Genomic DNA, 20,748 nt, shown 5'->3' on the forward strand with positions numbered 1-20,748 from the left:
TTGTTTCAGCAGTTGCACAAACTGGAGTAAAATCGGAAGAAGAACCGAAAATTGCACCTGAAGAAAAAGTAGAATAATAAAAAAGAATTGCTTCAGTAACTAAATTAAGCTCCGTTTTACGGAGCTTAATTAGTTTATAACCTTGCTTAACTATGCTTTGCTTCGTTTTTATCCGATTAATTTAAGTGGTGCGTTTATATCGCCTTTATGTTGCACTCAAATAGCTTATAAAGTGCAAAAAAGTAGTTTCAATTCTTTTCAAAATCAAATCATCGGTTGCAGTAGCGGTATAAAATTACTCTTCGCATATCGTTAATAAGATTTAGATTTTCATGGAAACGTTTTTCGCTTTGTTCTAAAAGCTTTAGCGTTTCCATGTTTTTAAGGTGCTCCTGGTGGTCCTTAATTTCTTGATTCACTTTGGTAGAAAATTCTTTTCTTAAATCGTGGAGCCGCAGAAAAGGAATAACGGAACCGCACAGGAACGGATGCCAAAATTTTGTTTTCCAAAGGGCAAAAGCGGTAAGATTTATTAAATCAAAATCGGATTCGTTTTCAAATAGGATAACGAAACTATTTGTAAAAGGTTCTTTTTGTGGCTTTCCGCTGTTCATCCCTTTGTTAAGTAGGAATAAATGCGGTTTTGAATAAATTGTTCCAACTCGGTGTGTTTTGATGATGAAATTCTGCATAACATTCGGCTTTAAAAATTGATTAGATTTTCAATTTTTCGCAGATTTTTTGTTGAATTACTGGAGTGCCTCGCGATGCTCGACTCATAAAACATTTCAAAAGAAAAAAAAGAAAAAAAGAAAGCCATTTGTTCAAGTGGAAGGTTTCAATAAAGCAAGTTTTTCAGATAAAATACTACCCGATAGGGTGGAGATTTTATCTGAAACCCGAAGGGCTTGAACTTGCTTTATTGTAAACCTGGAACTTATCTTTGCTTCCTTTTTTTTTATTTTTTTGTTTTGTTTCCGAAATTGTAAATGTGATTTTTAGAATTAGTGTAGAAACGGAGTGGGATTGTGTTTTTGGGAGTTGAATTGAAAGATAAACGTCTTGGGAAAGGGTGTGAAATTTTGGTGGAGGGATGAAAAAACCAACTACTAAATAACACTGTTTTTCAACCCGTAACGAAATTTCACACTCTTTCCTTTCGTTTGTTTTTTTGAGGATGCCTAAAGTTAATTATGAATTGAGAATTATGAATTACTAAAATAGTTGTTCAGAAAAGGAAAGGCATCTTCAAAAAACAATGCAAACACTTGCCGAGTGCGACGGGGCAGAAGCGCGGGCAAGGGTATCGTTTTTTTATTTGCTTATTGATAATTTCTGATTGCTTTTAGGTTTAGCGGATGCCCTGAGTGTTGTTCTGAAATTTAGGGTTCCATTTTGCGATAGATTGGAATTGGAAATTTAAGGGCTTTCGCTAAGGTGAAAGCAATTACTACTGAAGTTGTAGCAAATAAAAAAAGATACTCTTGCTGGGAATTTTGGTTTTGTGGGTGCCTGATACGTGTTTAGAATCGAAAGTTGAATGTATTGAAATATGGCAATTGGAATGGTTAAGGCACGCGCAGAAGCAATGAAATTATAAATCCAATTTATGGATAAAGTTGCTAAAAATAGTTAACGAAAAAGTTCTTGAAATAACTGGTAACCGTAAAGTTTCCTATGAAATACTGAACGTTGTTGAAGGCAGTGGCGAAGGGTGGTTTTTTGAGTAGCCGGCTGGTGCGATGGAAGCTGCTCAAAAAGTTGCCCTGGAGCCACTGCCAAGCGCGTTGGCCGAGGGGCTTTTTTACATAATGTTATTATGGCTTCGCAGAACCATAATGCCACATTATGTAAAGAAGCTTGGGAAAAAAAATTTACTGGCGCAAGTCACGCAGTGAACGTGTTATTGCACCAATAACCATGACAGTAATTTTTTTTTGAGCGTTGGGAAGGGATGCCAACTGGAAACTAAAACATCAATTCTACTACTAACTTTTTCTGCACGTCTTTATCACTACAGAAGTATCTTCAATTTTGCTTCGTCGTGTTCTTTGAAAGCGTTGCTTTGGGTTAAGTGATTTTCTAATGCTTCCATGTCGTTTGCTATTAATGTTGCGCTGAATTCTTGTGCTCTTTGTAACATTCTTATGTAAACTGCTGGATCATCATTTCTTGTCAGTCTTCTTAATGCTCCCAAATAATCATCGCGGTAAACCGTTGGAATTATGATTCTTGTTTGGTTTGCTTTTACTAATTCGGCATTCATCATTACTCTTGCTATTCTTCCGTTTCCGTCAAGGAATGGGTGAATTTCGCTTATCATAAACATGATGTAAGCTGCTTTGGCAAATGGTTCTTGCAAAGCTTGATAATAGTCAAATCCTTTTATTAAAGTTCCTCTTACTAAAGTATGGTCTACAAAATGAGTTTCTCCTGCACGGTTATTTTTATCTTTGAATTGTCCGGGCTTTTTTGAGGTTCTAGCTGCTAAAAGTATTTGATGTCTGTATTGTAGTATGTTTAGCAGTTCATCAGGATTTGTTGGTGTTGTACTCATTTCCTTTTGATTGCTTACTAATTTGTATGTTCCTAAAATGTCGTGTGAATCTTCATCACGATTTGGAATTGGTATTTCGGTTTGAATGATGCTTTTGGCTTCTTCTATTTCAAAAATAGTTCCTTCGATATAGTTTGAAAAATAAGCCTCAAAGAAAGCAAAGTTTCTAAAAGCATTAGTTTCTGTATTTACATCTTGCCGGTCTTTGTATGGCTGTTGCTGTAATTCTATAAACAGTTTTTCAAATAATTCTAAACGCTGTTTATCATACGGATTTCCCAAAGCTCTTGCCACTGCCATTGGTGAAGTTAGTATCTTGGACGGTTTTGTTGTTAGTAAAGCACTTATTAGTTTGTTTAGTTTTTCAAACTCCGATTGCATTCCTAGTTTTTCTGCTATTTCTCTTGCTTTGTCTCTGAACTGGTTTAGCCCTTCTTCTCCTTTTACTTGTACTATTTGTTCTAATTTGTTTTCAATTTCTGGTAACGTAATTGTTTTGGAAGTGGGTCCTACTTGACGTGATGTTTGTAAGTTTTCTAAAAATGCTCTTTCCTGTTGTGATACAAATAATTCTCCAGAAAATGGGTTATCTCCTTCAATTGCAGGCAATCCTTCCATGAAACGAATTGTTATGCCTGGCAACTCAATTTTCTTGGTATAGGTATAGGTTACAAATATTTGATTCGCTGCTGTAGGTTTGAATTCTAAAGCGGAACGATGGCTTACTACTGCTCCTGGATATAGTTTACCTAAAATTGTAAATATGTTTCTTCTAATTATTACCTCAGCCGTTTCATTGAAATTAGAGGTATAAATTCGTGGTGCAATTTTTTTTATTTGCCCCGATTCTTCTAGCTTTCCTAATTGTCTGCTTATGGCTGTATCGCTTGAAGCAAATAGTACTTCTTGCAAGTGGATTGGTATGTTATTTTCCATTAGAATTGCTTTTACAACTCAAAAGTAGCTATTAATTTCCAGTAAAACACTTTTAATTGCAAATATTTTCCATTATAAAGATTTTTGGTATGTTTTTTACTTTCCAGTAAACCCAGATTTTTGGCATGAAAAGTGGTTTGTTTTCCAGTAATGCAAGATTTTAAACAAAATTTTTCCAGTAAAGTAATATTTGTATGACCTAATTTAAAATAAATACTATTGCAAAAATATTGAGAACTAAGATAAAATTAGTGAAATGAAGCAAACGGCAGCATTGAGCTAGGAATACTTGAGATTGTTTCGTCGTTTCCTCCTCACAATGACAGTTATTGGATAGTTGAATGAGATAATGAAATTTCTCTACTTTATATTAAAAAAAAGACCAGTAAGCTGTTCTAATGGGAAGCATTACTGGTACAATCATTAATTAAAATAATTTAAAAACTATTTTTCAATATTAAATGCCTTAGGATCTATTACAGGTAAAAAGGCATTGTGTAAATACGTTCCTTTAAATGTAGAAAACATTATGCCACGAATTGTTGAAATTGAAATAGAGTTCATTGCAATAATTATGTCTGAAGGTAATTTCACTTCTTTTTCTACAACATAACTAGCTAAATTTTCAAATTCAAAAATTAAACTTGATGAAAGTTTACCTAAAATGACATCACTTTCTTCTGTAAATATTTCAATATTTGGTTTTATAGCAATCCAATTTTCATCGATGTTTACTAAATGCTCTATGTTAATATTGAATTTGAAAATTGTATCAGTACTTATTGTGTAATCAATGCCTACTATACTTGATTCCGAAAATTCTATATTCTTTAACCTAAAGCTACTATTTTTTTCTTGTTCCATAATTAAATTGTAGAAAGTGAATATGTATTTACATAAACATTTTTTTTGAAATTAAATATTCTAGATAAATTAAAATTATTGTTTGAGCTATTTGAACTTTGAGCTACTATATGTATGTTTTTAATTTCTATCTTTTCATTTATCACAGAATTAACTAAATTAACATCTAGTTCTTTTTGTAAAAGAATTAGTGTGTCGTGTGTGAAATTGTGAGTACCACTTAACCATTTGCTTATTTCGGAATTGTTTTTCTTAATTTTTTTTGCAAATTCAGTTTTTCCATACCCTTTAGCTTTAATTGCATCAGCAATTTTTACAGCAAGACGCATTTTGCTTTCTGTTTTCTCCAGTTCTTCTTGAGAAATATTTTCAATAAGTTCTGAAAGTATAGGGCTTTTGTATGTTCTAGGTTTGTTATTCATCATCATTAAAATTAAAGTTAATATCTCCTTCAAAATCTAAATAATTAGTAGTAAATTTTAATTCTTTATCTAACATTCTTTGTTTGATTTCTTTAGAAAGTTGCTTAAGAAAATCATTTTCTTCATTGAGTTTTTCATCCTCTTGTAAAGCTCTTATCGTTTTTGGTTTATAGCCACCACCTCCAATTAAAACAATACTTGTAGCATATCTTATGCAATACAGTCGTAAATTTGAATTTGGGTTATCATATAAAGCACATACTCCATCACCTGGGTTACCTTCATTAATTTTAAAGAAATTTTCTCGCGCACCAATTTTGCCAATATTGATAAGTCTTTTATTAATATCTGTTATCTCAGTTAAAAATTGCGCTTTATTTTCAATAATAAATCTGTCGTATAAAGTCATCTTCTCTTCCTCAATATAAATTGAATATACTGAAGCTTCATTACCACTAAACTCTTCTAATTTTACTATCTCGCAATTCATTTCTTTAAAAAGGTGTACAAAGGTAAATAAATATTTCACTTATAAGTGAAATTTAGTGATAATTAACAAAAATATACTAATTTTTAAAAAAAAATAAAAAAAAAGACCAGAAGGCTGTTCTTATGGGAAGCGCTACTGGTACTATTGATGTAAATATAAATACATATGAATAATTTACCAAAATTTTTAACAATTAATCTTTGTTCACAACAAAAAACACCTTTGTTTATTGGGCTTTATTAGTTTTAACGGCCTTCATAAATTATAGTGAAAAACGAAGAAATGGTTTTACATTGTATCTTTTTGAAACACTTACACAAACTTTGTTACTGATATTTTCTGTTGTTAATCTTAAGTATTTAACAATATCTTTAGTAGAATATAATTCTTCTAATTTTTGAATATCTGTTTCAAATGTTTCTGGAGTTGTTGCAAACAAAGCTCTTGGGATAATAATAGCTTTATCTTTAGAAAGATTAAGTTTACTATAATCCATATCCCAAAATAAGTGTTTGGGAAAAATTGTTGCTATGTTTACTGATTTGTTCACTATGCAAAAATAATCAATTTAGAGTTATATGGTGCACTATTATAAAAAAGTTTAACTTCTTTGATTTTAGCGACTTACTGTAAATCTAAAAGAAAACCAATAATAGCTATGAAAATAGTCATTATTGAAATGAAGCAAACGGCAGCTGTGAGTTTAGGTAATATATAACTAAATTTTGATTAATTATTAATTGAAATGAACTCCCCAACAACTCTCATTTCCTTACCATTTTCTTCATTAATTAGGATGTTTTTATAAGATGCATCAAATGAATTTGGTCTTAATACAATTGAAGTGTGTTCCCAACCTTCTTCAGATATTACTTTTTCACTGGAATACGTCTTAATTGTAAAAGCAGAATTGAAGTCTTGGTCTTGAATATCAATGTTTTCAACTAAAACTATTTTTCCGTTTCTGCTGCCACCGGTATAAGGTTTAAATAAACAAATTGAACCATTAGGAATTACTCTATTCATTGATTCACCAACTATTTTACAAGCAAAATAATCTCCTTTAGTGCTGTTTTCAGGGCCTTCAATTAATGTGAAATCTTTTTCAGATTGAATCTCACTAAAGGTTCCTGCTGCTGCATAGAAGTCATAAAGTGGTATTGGATTTTTTAATCTTGGTTCAAAATTTATAATGTCTTGTTCTTGAGCACTAACATTTTTCTTATTAGGATTATTAGCTTTTACAACTATATTTTCTTCTAAATAATTATACATTGAAATAGAAACAGGGCTTGCCAAATTGAAACGAATTTTTACAACTGAAACTTGTTTTCCACTATCATTACTCATAGTGGTTTGTTCAATCTGATTCAGTTCAGGACTTACTTCTCCCATATAATAAAAGTCCATTCCTTCGTCATTATTTTTTTTAATGAAAAGTGGAAGTCTAATGGCGCCATTTTTACCTAAAATAGATTGAACATCATTACTGTTTATTTTTCTATTAGATTTTGACATCCAATCAAATTCTTTAGTATTTACAAATTTGTCTTCATATTTTGTAGATTCAGAAATACCTTCTTCTTTATGATAGTTAACAAATATAGGGCAATGAGTATTATCGGGACTTACTAAATAACCTCCAACGTTTTGAGCGACAGGATTTTCTTCAACATTTAATATTCTAAATACATCTTTACGCGAATACTTTCTATAAAGTACAAATCCATTTTGCCAATTATTCGAATCAAATTGTTTATCATATTCATGAATAGAATATTCGGTAGTGTCCAATAAATATTTTTTAAAAGTATCTTGATTTAAGAACGATAAAAATGGGTTAGAAAAGACAATATTTCCATTTTCCATTTTTAAAATATCCAAAGCATAAATTTCTTTTGCGGAAAGTAATTTATTATCTTTTTTTTCTCTAATAAACTCAAAATTTAAATTAGAAATGCAAGAATTAATGGTTTCGTCGGAAATGGAATACTTATATTTTTTTAAAACCATTTCTTTTAAATACTTTTCGGATAGTTTACCTGATTCAATTAATAATTTGATGATTAAACTTTCTTCAACTCTTTTTGAATTATTTATTTCTTTTGAAAACAATTCTAAAAGTTTAATTTGCTTTATGGATAAATCAGATTTGTATTCTTTCTCAACTTTCAAGATGAAATTATAATACGAATTTGCATAATTTACATACAAATAGGGATCTCTTGAACCATGTTCAATAAAATCCATCATCATAGGAATTCTACCAAGTTTATATTTTAAAAGGTTATAATCTTTTTTCAAATCAGACAACAATTGCATGTTGGCAGAATCAATAGATTGAAATATTTTCTCTTTGGTAATTTCATCAAAGTTTATCGTCGAGGCACCAGGAATCATCCTGCTTCCCTCTGTAATTAACTTCCTTAAAGAATCTTTGTTATAAGAAGTATCGCCATATAATGCAATAGGAATTAGATAATTATTTTCGTAATTCCCAATAAAATCGATAACAGTCACATAGCTTTTCCCATCAACTTTTCTTAACCCTCTCCCCAATTGCTGAATGAAAATAATTGCTGATTCTGTAGGTCGAAGCATTATGATTTGATTAATTTTAGGAATATCAATCCCTTCATTAAAAATGTCAACTGTAAAAATATAATCTAACTTTTCATTTAAATTATCGGATTCTAATTTTTCAATAGCATTAGCTCGTTCTTCTTCAGAACTATCTCCAGTTAATGCAACAGTTTTAAATCCATTTAAATTAAATAAAGTAGAAAGCTCAATTGCTTCTTTTTTTCTTGAACAAAATATTAAGCCTCGTGTTATACCATTATCACTTCCATAAAAATTGGCTTGTTCAATTACTCTGTTAACCCTTTCATTAGATATTAATAAATTAAAATCCGATTTATTATCAATCTCATTATCATCAATTAATAAATCCGTTACACCATAATAATGAAATGTACTTAGCATTTCTTCCTCCATTGCTCTGTTTAATCTAATTTCATAAGCAATGTTGTGGTCAAATAATTGAAAAATATCATTACCATCGGTTCTTTCAGGAGTTGCGGTCATTCCTAATAGAAACTTAGGTTCAAAGTAATCTATTAGTCTCAAATAGGAATCAGCGCCAGACCTATGAGTTTCATCAATGATTATATAATCAAAATGATCTTTAGCAAAGTTTTCAAGGTGAGTTAATTTTGAAATTGTTTGTATCGTAGAAAACACAAAATCACAATCTAAATCTCTTTTTTCACCCGAATACAATCCCATTTTTTTAGTTTCTCCAAAAACTTTTTGAAATGTTTTTAATGAATCTTTTGCAATGGTTAATCTATGAACTACAAATAATAATTTCTTAGGTTTAAAGGCTTTTGCATCAAAAGCTGATAAATAGGTTTTTCCTGTTCCAGTAGCAGAAATAATTAAAGCTTTTTTCTTTTTCTCTTCTCGTAAATTTTTTAAATTTTCCAATGCTTCGATTTGCATTGAATTTGGAGTTATAATTATTTGGGATTCAATAAAATTTTCACTTGAATTTTTCTTATTGAGTAGAAATTGATTTTGATAAATTTCTTCGTAATACGATATAAATTCTTTCGTTACTTGTGTAGCTTTTTGAAAATCAGATTGAAATTCATTAATTACTTTTTCAACAATACCACTCTCATCTAAAGCAGAGACTTTAATATTCCATTCTTTATTGGTTGACAGGGCTTGGGCAGTTAAATTACTGCTGCCAACAATCAAATTATAATGTTCGTTATTTTTAAATATATAACCTTTTGAATGAGCGTTTCCTAAAGTAGCAATCCTTAAATCAATATTTTTGAATTGTAATAATCTTTTTAATGCTTCTGGTTGCGTAAAATTTAAGTATTGAGAGACTAAAATTTCCCCTTTTATTTCACGATTTTCTAATTGTTTTAGTTTGTTGATTATTGTAGCAACTCCACTAGTCGTAACAAATGCCACTGAGATATAAAACTGATTACAATTTTCAAGCTCGTGAAGTATTGTAGACAGAACTTTTTTTGGCGGATTTTTTTGATTGACAAGTAGCTCAGGTTGATAAGTAACGTCAGATATAATATTTTTATCAATATAACCAGTTTGCATACTGGAATTGAAAATTTGAATTAACTTATCCATTCATTACTAATTTATTTACTATTGGAATATCTGCAGCAGCCCAATCAAGTTTACTAAGCTCATTTATACTTAACCAATCTAATGCAATGTGCTCATTAAGTTCGACTTCTTTTGTTTTAACTTCACAAATAAAACCGTGCATAGTCAATTCAAAATCTGGATATTGATGAACTACAGTAATAAAGTGAGATTTGATATCAGTTATAATATTTAATTCTTCCAATAATTCACGCTGTAAGGCTTCTTTTTGTGTTTCGCCTTGTTCAATTTTCCCGCCAGGAAATTCAAATTTTTCAGATATATATGACAACTTGTTTTTAGGTCTTTGAACACATAAAATTTTATCGTTAAAATATATAATTGCTGCTACTACTTCAATTTTTTTCATTCTTTAGTTTGATTCAATTATTCAATATTTTTCCGTTCATAAATTTTAAAATCAAACCCTAAAAACCATGAAAATTTAGATAGGTAATCTATACTGCAATTGAATTTTCCACTTTCAATTTTAGATATTGTTGTCCTACTTACTTTCATAATTTCAGCTAATTGTTCTTGATTATACCCTTTTTTTTCTCGAATTTCCCGAATGGATTCTCCCATCTTTAAGCGACAGTCGTGAAGGTAACTTTCTATTGAATTGGCTGCTATTTGAGTGTCACTGTTTGTCATTTTTTACGCTTCTGTTATTTGTCTGGTAATAATTTATTCCTACGTTTTTATTTTAATTTTGGAAGTCATGAACCCAACTTTTATATTCATTTGTAAAAAAAATATTTCTGTTAAGTTGGGTTTCAATAGCTTCTTCTTTACATACCGTATTGCCAAATTCTTGTAATGATTCTTCGTCTTTGTAAACACCGTTACGGTCATTTAACATAACCATCCTATTAATTCTAATCTAGACCAAGAATTTAATTCTGTTTCCAAAGCTTCTCCTTTCAATTCCATCAATTTATAATATGGATGCTTTAATTTATCTTCTTCGCTTATGTATGTGCTCATGATTATTTTAATTAAAATTAATCCTATAATTTATCTTACAAACAAAAATACTAAAACTAGCGCAATTTAGTGCAATATATTGAACAAATTGTTAGCAAATTATTTTATTCTATTAACAATTTGAAGAAGGGTAAGGTGGGTAAGCAATTTTTGAATGAAAGAAATATTATTTATTTTATTTTCTAACTAATGGATTTATTGGCTAAAAACAATGCAAACCAAAACTAACGTTTTACTAATTTGCTTTACTTTCAACTAATGTTGCCTAATTTTTGCATACTATCTGATGAGCTTCTTTTGGTTAACTCGTAAGCAAAGTATTTGGCGTGGAAATCGGTAAACTTCATTTTCTATTAGCTTTATTTAATTTCTACAACAATTTTTTTCTTTCTATTCTCTCTCTTGCTTCGGTTAAAAGCAAGTGTATTTTTTCTTCGAACTGCTTTTTTGGAGGTAAGTCTGTCCAATATTCGGCAACCATTATTCCGTCTTTGTGCATTTCGAGTAGTTCAATTTGTTCTCGGCTGCTTTCGGCACAAAGGATTAATCCGATAGGTGTGTTTTCTCCTTCTTGCTTTTCGTATTTATCTAACCATTTGAGGTATAACTCCATTTGTCCTTTGTGTTTGGCTTGGAATTTTCCTAATTTTAATTCTATGGCAACCAATCGTTTTAGTTTTCTGTGGTAGAAAAGCAAATCTAAATTGAAATCTTCTCCATCTATAATCATCCGTTTTTGGCGTTCTACAAAAGTAAAACCTTTGCCCAATTCGAGAATGAAAGTTTCTAAATCGTGTAGAATAGCATCCTCTAAATCTTTTTCTAAAAATGTGTTTTGTAAACCCAATAAATCTAAAATGTAAGGATCTTTGAATGTATTGAATGGAATAGGTGTTGGTTCGATGATTTGTGCGTCGGCAATATTTGTTCTTTCAAAAGCTTTTAAGGCAATTTGTCTTCTTAATTCTCTTTTTCCATATAAATTATTTGAAGCATTTTGCGCATAAAATAGTTTTGCTTCCATTGTTTTTAATGGTAATAGCTCTACAAAATGCGACCAGGACAATTGTCGTGCCAGTGGCACGACAATTTGAAAATCTGTAAACTGATTTGCAAATTGAATCATTCGACGTAGATTTTTCACTTCAAAATTATTCCCGTATCGTTCTCTCAATTGTGTCGACAGTGTCGACACAATTTGTTTTGCGTATTCTGCCCGTTTGTTTTGTAAGATTTCTTGATTGATGCGATTACCAACTTGCCAAAACAAAATGGTAACAGCACTATTAGCTTGTGCCGCTACTTGTTGTTTGCTTTGCTCAATAAGTTGTGATAACTCATTGAATAACTCATTTTCTGAAATTGAAAGGCTGTTGGTATTGTCTGCCATATAATTACATTTTCAACTGTTGTTTTAAAAAAAATATTCTTTTTTTGAATAAAGCCTACAGTGTATGCACAATTCAAAATTGTTATTAAAATAAACTCTACCATTACACTATGATAATAAGTGAAGTGTACAATCTACAAACATACAAAAAAACAAACGAAAGATAAATGAGGAAAACCGTAAACGTAGGAAAATAGCGAAAAATAATGCAAAATAATTTAGGGTGTAGGGTGTAAGGGAAAAACGCGTAAAAGATTTTATTTTTTTAAGGATTTAAATAAAACGGATTTATTGGGAAGATAGGGTGCAAACTGGGTTTTGTGGTTTATTAATTTGCATTAGTAAGTACCTATGTTACCCGATTTATTTTTTGAAAAAAAATTGCAACTATTTCTGCTGAAAAGTGGTTACACCACCTTACACCCTAAAATAAAAGTAAATAGGTGCAAAATAGTGTGCAGTGTGCAGTTTGTAGTATTCAGTTAATTATGATAGAAAATAAAAAAAGTGGAACATTTTTGTTCCACTTTTTGGTTGTTTTTTATTCTTCGACTTCTTTGTTTTTTGCATCGACTTCTTCATAACTGTATTCTTTAACTGCGTAAACTGGTTTCCCTTGCCTCATTAATCTAGTAAAATTGTGTTTTTTTAATGCTTTACCCAATTTGTTTATTGTGCCATCCTTTAGATTTAATTTTGTTCTGTCGGCAAGTTTGGCAGCTATTTGCGACGCGTTTAAAAATAGAGTTGCTTCTTCTTTTGGACAAGGCTCGAACCAAGTTAAAAGCAATTCTTCCTCTGGGCTGTGGAGTTGGTATTGTTCGTTATTTTCGGTGATTGATTTAATTTCTTCCTGGTCGAACCAAAACCTAAAACCACTTTTGAATAGAAACAAAGCTTGCGAAAAAGCCACATTAATATTGACATCGTGTTGGTATTTGATGCCTTCCAATTCAAAACAAAGAAATCTTCTGCTTCCTGTACTATCGTTTAAGAACTGCGCGGTGTTGACACTTCCTGCGAATGATGCGCGTCTTGGCATTGTTTCGTTGTTGTGTCCGTAGGCTTTTCTCATTCTGATTTGAGTTTTTGTGATAATTTCTTTGAGTGATCCAATTTCAGAACGGTTTAGGTTTTCGAGCTCGTCCAAATTGATTAACATACATTCAGCCAGTTGTACTAAAGTATCTTTATTGTTTGGGTTTATGGTTCCAGAAAATAGATATTCTTTCAATTGTTTGGGAACGAGCTTCTCCACCCACGTTGTTTTTCCTAATCCTTGTTTGCCACTAAATACAATAACCGTGTGATTGATTACTTTTTCATCTAATACACATCCTACCATTGCGACCAACCATTTTTTAAAACATTGCTGCCAAAGTTCTTGTTTTGTAGTCGTTATTGTGTTGGCTAGTTCTAAAATGTAATCTGTTTTTTCGTCATACGTTGGTAAATTATAAAAGTAATCTTCAAAAGGATTAAATAATTGGCAGAAATCAGAATAAAGTAAATTTCTTAATGAAGATAAATTTGTTTTGATTCTTCCTTTTAAACACTCACGTAACATTGAGTTTTCAATAAAATCATTCATTACTCCCCACCCCAGCCCTCCCCGAAGGGGAGGGAGTTGCGACTTGCTTGAAGATATCGTTTTGAATTCTAATTTACCCGATACAATGTTGTGCCGAAAAACGTATTTGCTTGATAAAAACAACTCTAAACGGTCTATTTGGGTTGGTTTTGGTTTGTCTTCATCGTCATCCTCACCCCAGCCCTCTCCAAAGGAGAGGGAGCCAGAAGGTGGAATTTCCTTTTTTGTTTTTGCCACCCCGTCCTTCGGCCACCCCTCCAAGGGAGGGGAATTTTTGGCGAATTCGTGCACATTTCCGTAGGCGCTATTCACTGTTTGTGTTACTTCCTTTTCATCATAACCGAAATCGGTTAGAATATATCCCAAAGCATCGTTTAATGTAACTCCTTTTCGATTTAGGTTACAGGCTAGTTGGTGTACGAATACGTTGCGACTACCATTCGCAAATTGCACTTTTTTTTCGGTGAATTTTATGCAGTGGTTGTATATAGCTTCGCTGTTGTCGGTTGTGGGTTGTGGGTTGTCAGTTTTTGGTTTGCTTTCTAGCGAAAGAGGTTCCTCGACTGCGCTCGGAATGACAAATGTAGAAGCATTTTCATTTATGAAAAGATTTTCATCCCAGGAGTAAAAACACAATCGGGTTATATCCTTGCCGGATTTATCGATTTTGAGATTTAATGCTTTTTCATAATGATCCTGGATAGCTAAAAAGGTTTCTTTGTGTTCGGCTTTTGTGCTGCTAACTTTTACTAAAATCTTTAATCCGTTCCCTGAAGGACTAATGAAACATGCATAAGTGAACTCGCATTGTCTTGCTGAATGATTGACTTTTGCTAATTCTTCTGGTTGTAATTTGTCGATGTCTAAAATGATGCAATTGGAATATTCATCTAAAAACTCCATTTTTCTTCCACCAATAAATTTTCCTGAAGGTGTGAAAGCTGGAAGTGATTTCTTTGCTTTTTCGTAGGCTTCTAATTTGTTTTCAGATAATGATTTACGCAAGTAAATTATCGCGTGTTTGTATTTTCCGGTGCGGATTTCATCCAAGATTACCGGTATTGATTTATGTTCAACGACTTCGTTGAAATTCTTGAAGACTGTTATCATTTTTAAAAGTTGATATGGTTGAACAAGTTCAAGCAATTGAAAATTATTCATCAAATAGCTTGCTCAAAAATATTGAAGATTCCGACAAAGTAATTCTTAATTTAAAACTAAAAAAGAATAAAACAGATTTTTCAAGTTCAATATGTTTACTAAATGGCTTCGAGAAAAAACTTTTAGCATCAAACGACATTACAATATTAGGTATTAATAAAAGAATAAAACTCTTTGGTCTACTCGCACATTCAAATTTCGGAATCAATACAAATAACTTTGAACCTGTTTTTGAAGAAGCTAGTGAACATTCATTCAATGTCGATTATTTTTCGAAAAAAAAATATTCCTGAAAATATTTCTAGTGGCTTTTTACCTTCTTACAGAACTATTTTTAATGATTACTTGTTCACCAATAATAATTTAATGTACAAAATATCTCCAAAAATAAAAGTTAGAAACAACATATACTTTTATAAAGATAATAGCACAATAGTTGATTTCAACAATACTACATACACTGATAATACAGAAACAATTGTTGAAAATAATTATCTTCGAAAACCAAAATATTTCAGAGTTGATACCAAATTAACATATAACACCTCTAAAAAATCACTTTTAGAAAGTGATTTAATTTTTAAATCCCAATCAACAAATTCGCAATATTCTACAATTCAAAATTTTTCAAACGAGTTTAATTCAAAGTTAAAAACAACAGATATTTTTTTAAAATCAAAAGTTGAGTTTACATTAAAGTTATCTGATCTAAAAGCTTTACAATTAAAATCAGTATTTTCAAATAATACAATTCCTCAAATTTTTACATCATCACCAGCTAATAGTTTTATTACACAATCAAACTCAAATTCAAATGAGCAGAGAAGTAAATTTAGTAGTCAAATTTTTGAAAATACTATAACTTATTTAAGTAGCTTAAAGAAACTGAAAAATACTTATTCACTAACATTTTTAAATGAAAACAAACCATTTGCTTCTCAATTGTATGAAAACAATATTATTTTTAATAGTTTTGTAAATGATTTAACTTACAATAAATCAATAGTTTCAGGCAATTATTTTATATCATTTAAAATAAGTAAAATTAAATTTCAGCCTTATGCTTCTGTAAATTACATTGAACAGAAAATTGAAGATATAAAAAAGGATGATTTAATGGCATTGTACGCAATAAGTGCAACGTATACTAAAAAAAAGCACACATTTTATATAAACAACAGATTAGACTATAAAACTCCATCCGAGGATTTTCTCTTTTTAAACAATGTGGTTTTAAATAATAATTCAGTAAAAAATAATATTGTCTCATTTGATTTAATCAAAACTAATAATGCTTCAATATTATATAAATATGACAACCTAATAAAATTATCATTATTAAAATTATCCCTTAGCTATACAAAAACTGATAACTCTTATACTTTTAATTTAAACATTAATCCAAATTTTTTAACATACACCTATTTTCAAAACCCAACAGATATTATTTCAAAAAGTCTTATGTTTGATTTTGATAAATCGTTAAAAAAAATACCTCTTTCAATTAAGCACAGCTCTATATACTCCATCAATAATTATCAAAACTCTATTAATAGTCTTGAATTACGTAATAATACTGAAAAAACTTATACTGCAAATCTGTTTCTTTTTTCATTATTTAATTTTCCATTAAACTTTGAAAGCAAATTAAGTTTTTCAAACTCTACGTATTTGCTTAATAATTTAGACAAAACTAATATTAAATCAATTAATTCGATTTTTAAAATCATAATGAAGCCTTTTTCAAATACGGTCTTTTCTGTCACAAATGAATATTACAAAACTGATTTAAGTTCAAATTATTCTTTATCCTTATTTGATTTTAATTTTCAATATAAATCAAAAAAATATAACTGGTTAAATTTTAGCTTGCAAGGAAAAAACCTGTTTGATGTAAAAAATTACTCCCAAACCACGACAAATGATTATTCAACTACTATTTATCAAACACAACTTATAAATCGAAATTTTTTACTGTCTACAAAAATAGATTTATAACCCAGATAGCGCATTCTATGATAAAAAACAAATAAAAAATAAAAAAATTAACCCGTAAATTTATATGTGTTTATATATGGAGTTTGTCTGTTAATTACAGAAAAACTATGCTTACAATTTTACATTGTTTAAAACCAGCATAGCATTCTTAGCTTCCTCTTTTTTTCTTACATAATATTCTTTAAGTTGTGGATCGTGTTTTACAGCTGAAGCTATTAAATAAACAAAAAAATTGTTTATTCTATAAAAATATCTATATTTGGGTTTAATTAACATAAATTTTTATGAAAAAAACTATACTTCTTCTACTATTATTGGGTACAATTTCTAGTCAAGCCCAATTAATTGTTAACAATACCAATACCCCTACTGAATTAGTTCAAAATGTATTATTGGGTAATAATGTTTATATTTCTAATGTAAAATTTAATGGTTCTCTGTCAATTGCAACTATGCTTAAAGATCAAGTAAATGCTTTTTCAAATGGAACAACTACCAATATTGGAATTAATCAAGGATTACTTTTAAGTACTGGAAAAGGTCAAGTTGCCATTGGTCCTAATAATAGTGGAGGTGCGTCTCAATCATCAAGTAATATTAGTCCCGGAGATAACGATTTAGCATTAATAACAACAGGAACCATAAACAATAAAGCAATTATTGAATTTGATTTTGTAGCTCAAGGAGACAATATTAGTTTCAATTTTGTTTTTGCATCCGAAGAATACTTAGAGTTTGTTAATACTACCTATAATGATGTTTTTGGTTTTTTTATTAGCGGACCAGGTATTTCTGGACCTTTTGAAGGAAATGCTAAAAATATTGCTTTAATACCAAACACCTCCATTCCAATTTCAATTGACACCGTTAATTCTAATGCCAATGCCGCCTATTATGTTAATAATGGAACTGGAGCCACACCTCTTCTAAACACGTCTATTCAATACGATGGATTTACTACAGTGCTTTCTGCTGCTTCAAATATTCAATGTGGAGAAACCTATCACATAAAATTAGCAATTGCCAATGTTGGCGATAATCTTTTTGATTCAGCTGTTTTCTTACAAGCAGGAAGTTTTTCTTCTACACTTTGCTCAGAAACAAAATTAGTTGCCTTCGTAGATTCCAATAACAATGGCATCAAAGACACTAATGAAATTAATTTCCCAAATGGAACTTTCTTAATTGAAAAAAACAATTCGGCAACTATAAATTCCATAACTGTTCCTAGCGGAAGCTACTCTGTTTATGATACAACTGGAACCAATAGTTATAATTTTAATTATGCAATTAACTCAGAATATGCAGCTTACTATTCTTTAGCACCAACTAACTATAGCAACATTAGTATTCCAGTTGGCAGTTCCAATCAAACTTATTATTTTCCTATTCAAGCAACACAACCTTTTGAGGATGTGAGTGTGAATATTGTTCCATTAACTAACCCAAGAGCTGGTTTTGATTACATCAATAGAATTGTATATCAAAATAACAGCTTGACAACTACTTCTGGAATTGTAAGTTTTAACAACCCTATTGAGATAACCAATTCAACAATCAGTCAAGCCGGAACCATTGCAAATGCAACTGGATTCACTTTTAATTATGATAATCTTACTCCATTTGAAACTAGAACCATTGATGTAAGCATGAATGTTCCCGTAATTCCAATAGTTAATATCAATGATTTATTAACTTCTAATGCTTCAATAAATGGCCCACTAGAAGATGTAAATTTCACTAACAATAGTTCTTCCAACACACAAACAATTGTAGCGGCTTATGATCCTAACACGGTAGAGGAAACTCATGGAGGTAAAATTATTTACAACCAATTTACACCAAATGATTATCTATTTTATACCATACGATTTGAAAACACAGGAAACGCAAATGCTCTAAATATTAAAATCAATGATGTATTAGATTCAAAAATTGATGAAACCTCAATTAGAATGATAAATGCAAGCCATGATTATATATTAGAAAGAAATGGTGCTAATTTAAAATGGAGTTTTAACAACATTTTTCTTCCCCCCTCAGTTGCAAATACTCAAATAGGAAAAGGATATGCAACTTTTAAAGTTAAACTTAAACCAGGATTTTCTATTGGAGATATTATCCCAAATACAGCTTCAATAGTTTTTGACAACAATCCCCCAATTATTACCAACACTTTCAATACCGAATTTATAGCGGCCCTAAGTAGCGCTACTTTTGCAAGCCAAGGATTTACATTGTACCCTAACCCGGCACAAAAACACTTACAAATAAATTCCGATTCTGATAGTCCAATAGATCAAATAACCATCAGCGATTTATCAGGTAAAATAATACTTGTACAAACACAAAACACAAATGCTTTAAATATAGAACCACTCTCTAACGGAATGTACTTCTTAGAAATCCTATCCGGAGACAAAAAAGTTACCAAAAAATTCATTAAAGAATAATTAAAATAACCACTATTTACACAACAAACCACCAAAAATCTTGGTGGTTTGTTGTTTAAATACTTTTTAATAAAAGTATTTTCAGTAGCGAATGGCTTGCGCATTTTAGTAAAGCCTATTCCCGCTTTCGCCTTTATCTTGCTCCGTAAACTACGCAAGGATATCGGCTCAATCGGGGCTATGCAGTTGGCATTGTTCCTAAAAATAAAATTTTCTAAAACAACCTAAAATCCACAACCCACAACTCTTTGCACCTTTAAATTTTTTCTCTATATTTACATCCCATTCTTATGGGCATGGTACAAACAAGTCGCGACTTGTCTCTACAAAATAAAAAAAACAAAAAAAATGACTTTTCAAAATACGCGCGAATACGCACAAAGTCTTGATGCACAAGACGAATTAAAATCCTACAGAGAGGAATTTATTTTCCCACAACACAACGGAAAAAATGTAATTTACTTCACCGGAAATTCTTTAGGTTTACAGCCTAAAAGAACCAAGTCCTATGTAGACGAAATAATGAACGACTGGGCCAATCTTGCCGTAGAAGGACATTTTTATGCTGAAAAACCTTGGTGGGACTACCAAGAACGATTCGCAAACCCGTTAAGTAAAATAGTAGGCGCAAAGCCTTCCGAAGTTGCAGTGATGAATACCTTAACCGTTAACTTACATTTGTTAATGGTTTCGTTCTATCGTCCAACTACAACACGATTCAAAATCATTTGCGAAGAAAAAGCCTTTCCTTCCGACCAATACATGTTCCAATCGCAAGTCAACCACCACGGTTTAGATCCTAGCGATGCCATAGTAGAAATAAAACGTCGCCAAGGCGAACACAACATTCGTTTAGAAGACATTCTTGCTAAAATTGAAGAAGTAGGTGACGAATTAGCTTTAGTCTTATTTGGCGGTGTAAACTATTATACCGGGCAAGTTTTCGATATGAAAACCATAACAGAAGCAGGTCATAAAGTTGGAGCCAACGTTGGTTTCGATCTAGCCCATGCTGCAGGAAATATAAAATTAGAACTCCACGATTGGAATGTAGATTTTGCTGCTTGGTGTTCGTATAAATACATGAACTCCGGGCCTGGAAATGCTTCGGGCTGTTTCGTACACGAAAAACACCACCATACCAATTTGCCACGTTTTGCAGGTTGGTGGGGACATAATAAAGAACGTCGATTTAAGATGGAACCCAACTTCGATCCAGTTCATGGAGCTGACGGATGGCAAATTAGCAATCTTCCAATATTGTCTTTAGCACCTTATTTGGCATCCGTAGATATGTTTGCCGAAATAGGCATGGAAAAATTAATCCAAAAAAGAAACCAAATCACTTCCTATCTAGAATTCATTTTGCATGAAATAGACAAAGAAGTCGAGAGCACTTTCGAAATAATCACACCTTCCAATCCAGAAGAAAGAGCCTGTCAATTATCCGTTTTCCTTCACGGAGAAGGCCGAAGCCTTTTCGATTATTTAATGAAAAACGGCGTAATAACGGATTGGCGGGAGCCCAATGTTATTCGTTTAGCACCCGTACCATTGTACACTTCCTATGAAGATATGTACGACTTTGGACAGATGTTAAAAAAAGGGATTCAAAGTCTGCATTAAAATAAATTTCAGAAATTCAATAAATTTGATTTTATTTGTAAACAATTGATTTTTAAAAATTAATAAAAACTAACTAACCAATACCTAT

At 31.0% G+C, this 20,748-nt stretch carries 17 protein-coding genes; 4 read left to right on the forward strand and 13 right to left on the reverse strand.

Going from position 1 to position 20,748, the window contains the following annotated elements; translation table 11 throughout:
- Nucleotides 1-269: 269 nt before the first annotated feature.
- The 13 genes from ACIQ2J_RS13595 to ACIQ2J_RS13655 form a co-directional block, all read right to left on the reverse strand.
- The gene (locus tag ACIQ2J_RS13595; RefSeq protein ID WP_396170788.1) at nucleotides 270-692 is read right to left on the reverse strand and encodes a DUF6943 family protein; all 423 of its coding nucleotides are present in this window, start codon (nucleotides 690-692) and stop codon (nucleotides 270-272) included.
- A gap of 1,322 nt (nucleotides 693-2,014) precedes the next feature.
- The gene (locus ACIQ2J_RS13600; RefSeq protein ID WP_396170790.1) at nucleotides 2,015-3,493 is read right to left on the reverse strand and encodes a Fic family protein; all 1,479 of its coding nucleotides are present in this window, start codon (nucleotides 3,491-3,493) and stop codon (nucleotides 2,015-2,017) included.
- Nucleotides 3,494-3,937: 444 nt separating this feature from the next.
- On the reverse strand, nucleotides 3,938-4,357 hold the full coding sequence (locus ACIQ2J_RS13605) for a hypothetical protein (RefSeq protein ID WP_396170792.1): 420 nt from the start codon (nucleotides 4,355-4,357) through the stop codon (nucleotides 3,938-3,940).
- Between the two features lie 2 nt (nucleotides 4,358-4,359).
- A complete protein-coding gene (locus ACIQ2J_RS13610; RefSeq protein ID WP_396170795.1) occupies nucleotides 4,360-4,779 on the reverse strand; it encodes a multiprotein-bridging factor 1 family protein in 420 nt (139 codons plus the stop codon).
- Nucleotides 4,772-5,269: a hypothetical protein gene (locus tag ACIQ2J_RS13615; protein ID WP_396170796.1), complete on the reverse strand. Its 498-nt coding sequence runs from the start codon at nucleotides 5,267-5,269 to the stop codon at nucleotides 4,772-4,774. Before ACIQ2J_RS13615 ends, ACIQ2J_RS13610 begins: the two co-directional genes overlap by 8 nt.
- 262 nt (nucleotides 5,270-5,531) lie before the next feature.
- Complete coding sequence (locus tag ACIQ2J_RS13620; RefSeq protein WP_396170798.1) at nucleotides 5,532-5,819, reverse strand: DUF6922 domain-containing protein; 288 nt, start codon at nucleotides 5,817-5,819, stop codon at nucleotides 5,532-5,534.
- Between the two features lie 179 nt (nucleotides 5,820-5,998).
- A complete protein-coding gene (locus tag ACIQ2J_RS13625; protein ID WP_396170800.1) occupies nucleotides 5,999-9,436 on the reverse strand; it encodes a DUF3427 domain-containing protein in 3,438 nt (1,145 codons plus the stop codon).
- Nucleotides 9,429-9,824 carry a (deoxy)nucleoside triphosphate pyrophosphohydrolase gene (locus tag ACIQ2J_RS13630; protein ID WP_396170802.1) on the reverse strand — a complete coding sequence of 132 codons (396 nt, stop codon included), beginning with the start codon at nucleotides 9,822-9,824 and terminating at the stop codon, nucleotides 9,429-9,431. The genes ACIQ2J_RS13625 and ACIQ2J_RS13630 overlap by 8 nt, the downstream gene beginning before the upstream one ends.
- Before the next feature lie 17 nt (nucleotides 9,825-9,841).
- Complete coding sequence (locus tag ACIQ2J_RS13635) at nucleotides 9,842-10,108, reverse strand: helix-turn-helix transcriptional regulator (protein WP_396170804.1); 267 nt, start codon at nucleotides 10,106-10,108, stop codon at nucleotides 9,842-9,844.
- A 52-nt stretch (nucleotides 10,109-10,160) separates the two neighbouring features.
- Nucleotides 10,161-10,316 carry a hypothetical protein gene (locus tag ACIQ2J_RS13640; protein ID WP_396170806.1) on the reverse strand — a complete coding sequence of 52 codons (156 nt, stop codon included), beginning with the start codon at nucleotides 10,314-10,316 and terminating at the stop codon, nucleotides 10,161-10,163.
- Entirely contained in the window at nucleotides 10,310-10,441 is a 132-nt protein-coding gene (locus ACIQ2J_RS13645) for a hypothetical protein (RefSeq protein WP_396170808.1), read from the reverse strand. The genes ACIQ2J_RS13640 and ACIQ2J_RS13645 overlap by 7 nt, the downstream gene beginning before the upstream one ends.
- 370 nt (nucleotides 10,442-10,811) lie before the next feature.
- Nucleotides 10,812-11,831 (reverse strand): YhcG family protein, encoded by a 1,020-nt coding sequence (locus ACIQ2J_RS13650; protein WP_396170811.1) that lies wholly within the window; start codon nucleotides 11,829-11,831, stop codon nucleotides 10,812-10,814.
- Between the two features lie 541 nt (nucleotides 11,832-12,372).
- A complete protein-coding gene (locus tag ACIQ2J_RS13655; protein ID WP_396170813.1) occupies nucleotides 12,373-14,532 on the reverse strand; it encodes a VapE domain-containing protein in 2,160 nt (719 codons plus the stop codon).
- Nucleotides 14,533-14,546: 14 nt separating this feature from the next.
- Here ACIQ2J_RS13655 and ACIQ2J_RS13660 point away from each other — a divergent pair, with 14 nt between their 5' ends.
- The 4 genes from ACIQ2J_RS13660 to kynU all read left to right on the forward strand — a co-directional run bounded on the left by ACIQ2J_RS13660 (nucleotide 14,547) and on the right by kynU (nucleotide 20,660).
- A complete protein-coding gene (locus tag ACIQ2J_RS13660; RefSeq protein WP_396170815.1) occupies nucleotides 14,547-14,876 on the forward strand; it encodes a hypothetical protein in 330 nt (109 codons plus the stop codon).
- Nucleotides 14,842-16,581, forward strand: coding sequence for a hypothetical protein (locus tag ACIQ2J_RS13665; RefSeq protein ID WP_396170817.1), 1,740 nt, complete (start codon nucleotides 14,842-14,844; stop codon nucleotides 16,579-16,581). The genes ACIQ2J_RS13660 and ACIQ2J_RS13665 overlap by 35 nt, the downstream gene beginning before the upstream one ends.
- A 284-nt stretch (nucleotides 16,582-16,865) precedes the next feature.
- The gene (locus tag ACIQ2J_RS13670) at nucleotides 16,866-19,034 is read left to right on the forward strand and encodes a choice-of-anchor L domain-containing protein (protein WP_396170819.1); all 2,169 of its coding nucleotides are present in this window, start codon (nucleotides 16,866-16,868) and stop codon (nucleotides 19,032-19,034) included.
- A gap of 348 nt (nucleotides 19,035-19,382) precedes the next feature.
- Complete coding sequence (gene kynU, locus ACIQ2J_RS13675; RefSeq protein WP_396170820.1) at nucleotides 19,383-20,660, forward strand: kynureninase; 1,278 nt, start codon at nucleotides 19,383-19,385, stop codon at nucleotides 20,658-20,660.
- The last annotated feature ends 88 nt before the right edge of the window (nucleotides 20,661-20,748 follow it).

Origin of the sequence: Flavobacterium sp., assembly GCF_044357305.1 — a bacterium.
In the GTDB taxonomy this organism is placed as follows: Bacteria; Bacteroidota; Bacteroidia; order Flavobacteriales; family Flavobacteriaceae; genus Flavobacterium.

What these genes read in the sequence shown, in the direction of transcription:
- ACIQ2J_RS13630 (WP_396170802.1), bottom strand. Translation starts at nt 9,824, where the DNA reads ATGAAAAAAATTGAAGTAGTAGCAGCAATTATATATTTTAACGATAAA.
- ACIQ2J_RS13645 (WP_396170808.1), bottom strand. Translation starts at nt 10,441, where the DNA reads ATGAGCACATACATAAGCGAAGAAGATAAATTAAAGCATCCATATTAT.
- ACIQ2J_RS13665 (WP_396170817.1), top strand. Translation starts at nt 14,842, where the DNA reads ATGTCGATTATTTTTCGAAAAAAAAATATTCCTGAAAATATTTCTAGT.
- ACIQ2J_RS13670 (WP_396170819.1), top strand. Translation starts at nt 16,866, where the DNA reads ATGAAAAAAACTATACTTCTTCTACTATTATTGGGTACAATTTCTAGT.
- ACIQ2J_RS13595 (WP_396170788.1), bottom strand. Translation starts at nt 692, where the DNA reads ATGCAGAATTTCATCATCAAAACACACCGAGTTGGAACAATTTATTCA.
- ACIQ2J_RS13660 (WP_396170815.1), top strand. Translation starts at nt 14,547, where the DNA reads ATGGTTGAACAAGTTCAAGCAATTGAAAATTATTCATCAAATAGCTTG.
- ACIQ2J_RS13605 (WP_396170792.1), bottom strand. Translation starts at nt 4,357, where the DNA reads ATGGAACAAGAAAAAAATAGTAGCTTTAGGTTAAAGAATATAGAATTT.
- kynU (WP_396170820.1), top strand. Translation starts at nt 19,383, where the DNA reads ATGACTTTTCAAAATACGCGCGAATACGCACAAAGTCTTGATGCACAA.
- ACIQ2J_RS13650 (WP_396170811.1), bottom strand. Translation starts at nt 11,831, where the DNA reads ATGGCAGACAATACCAACAGCCTTTCAATTTCAGAAAATGAGTTATTC.
- ACIQ2J_RS13600 (WP_396170790.1), bottom strand. Translation starts at nt 3,493, where the DNA reads ATGGAAAATAACATACCAATCCACTTGCAAGAAGTACTATTTGCTTCA.
- ACIQ2J_RS13655 (WP_396170813.1), bottom strand. Translation starts at nt 14,532, where the DNA reads ATGATAACAGTCTTCAAGAATTTCAACGAAGTCGTTGAACATAAATCA.
- ACIQ2J_RS13640 (WP_396170806.1), bottom strand. Translation starts at nt 10,316, where the DNA reads ATGTTAAATGACCGTAACGGTGTTTACAAAGACGAAGAATCATTACAA.
- ACIQ2J_RS13635 (WP_396170804.1), bottom strand. Translation starts at nt 10,108, where the DNA reads ATGACAAACAGTGACACTCAAATAGCAGCCAATTCAATAGAAAGTTAC.
- ACIQ2J_RS13625 (WP_396170800.1), bottom strand. Translation starts at nt 9,436, where the DNA reads ATGGATAAGTTAATTCAAATTTTCAATTCCAGTATGCAAACTGGTTAT.
- ACIQ2J_RS13615 (WP_396170796.1), bottom strand. Translation starts at nt 5,269, where the DNA reads ATGAATTGCGAGATAGTAAAATTAGAAGAGTTTAGTGGTAATGAAGCT.
- ACIQ2J_RS13610 (WP_396170795.1), bottom strand. Translation starts at nt 4,779, where the DNA reads ATGAATAACAAACCTAGAACATACAAAAGCCCTATACTTTCAGAACTT.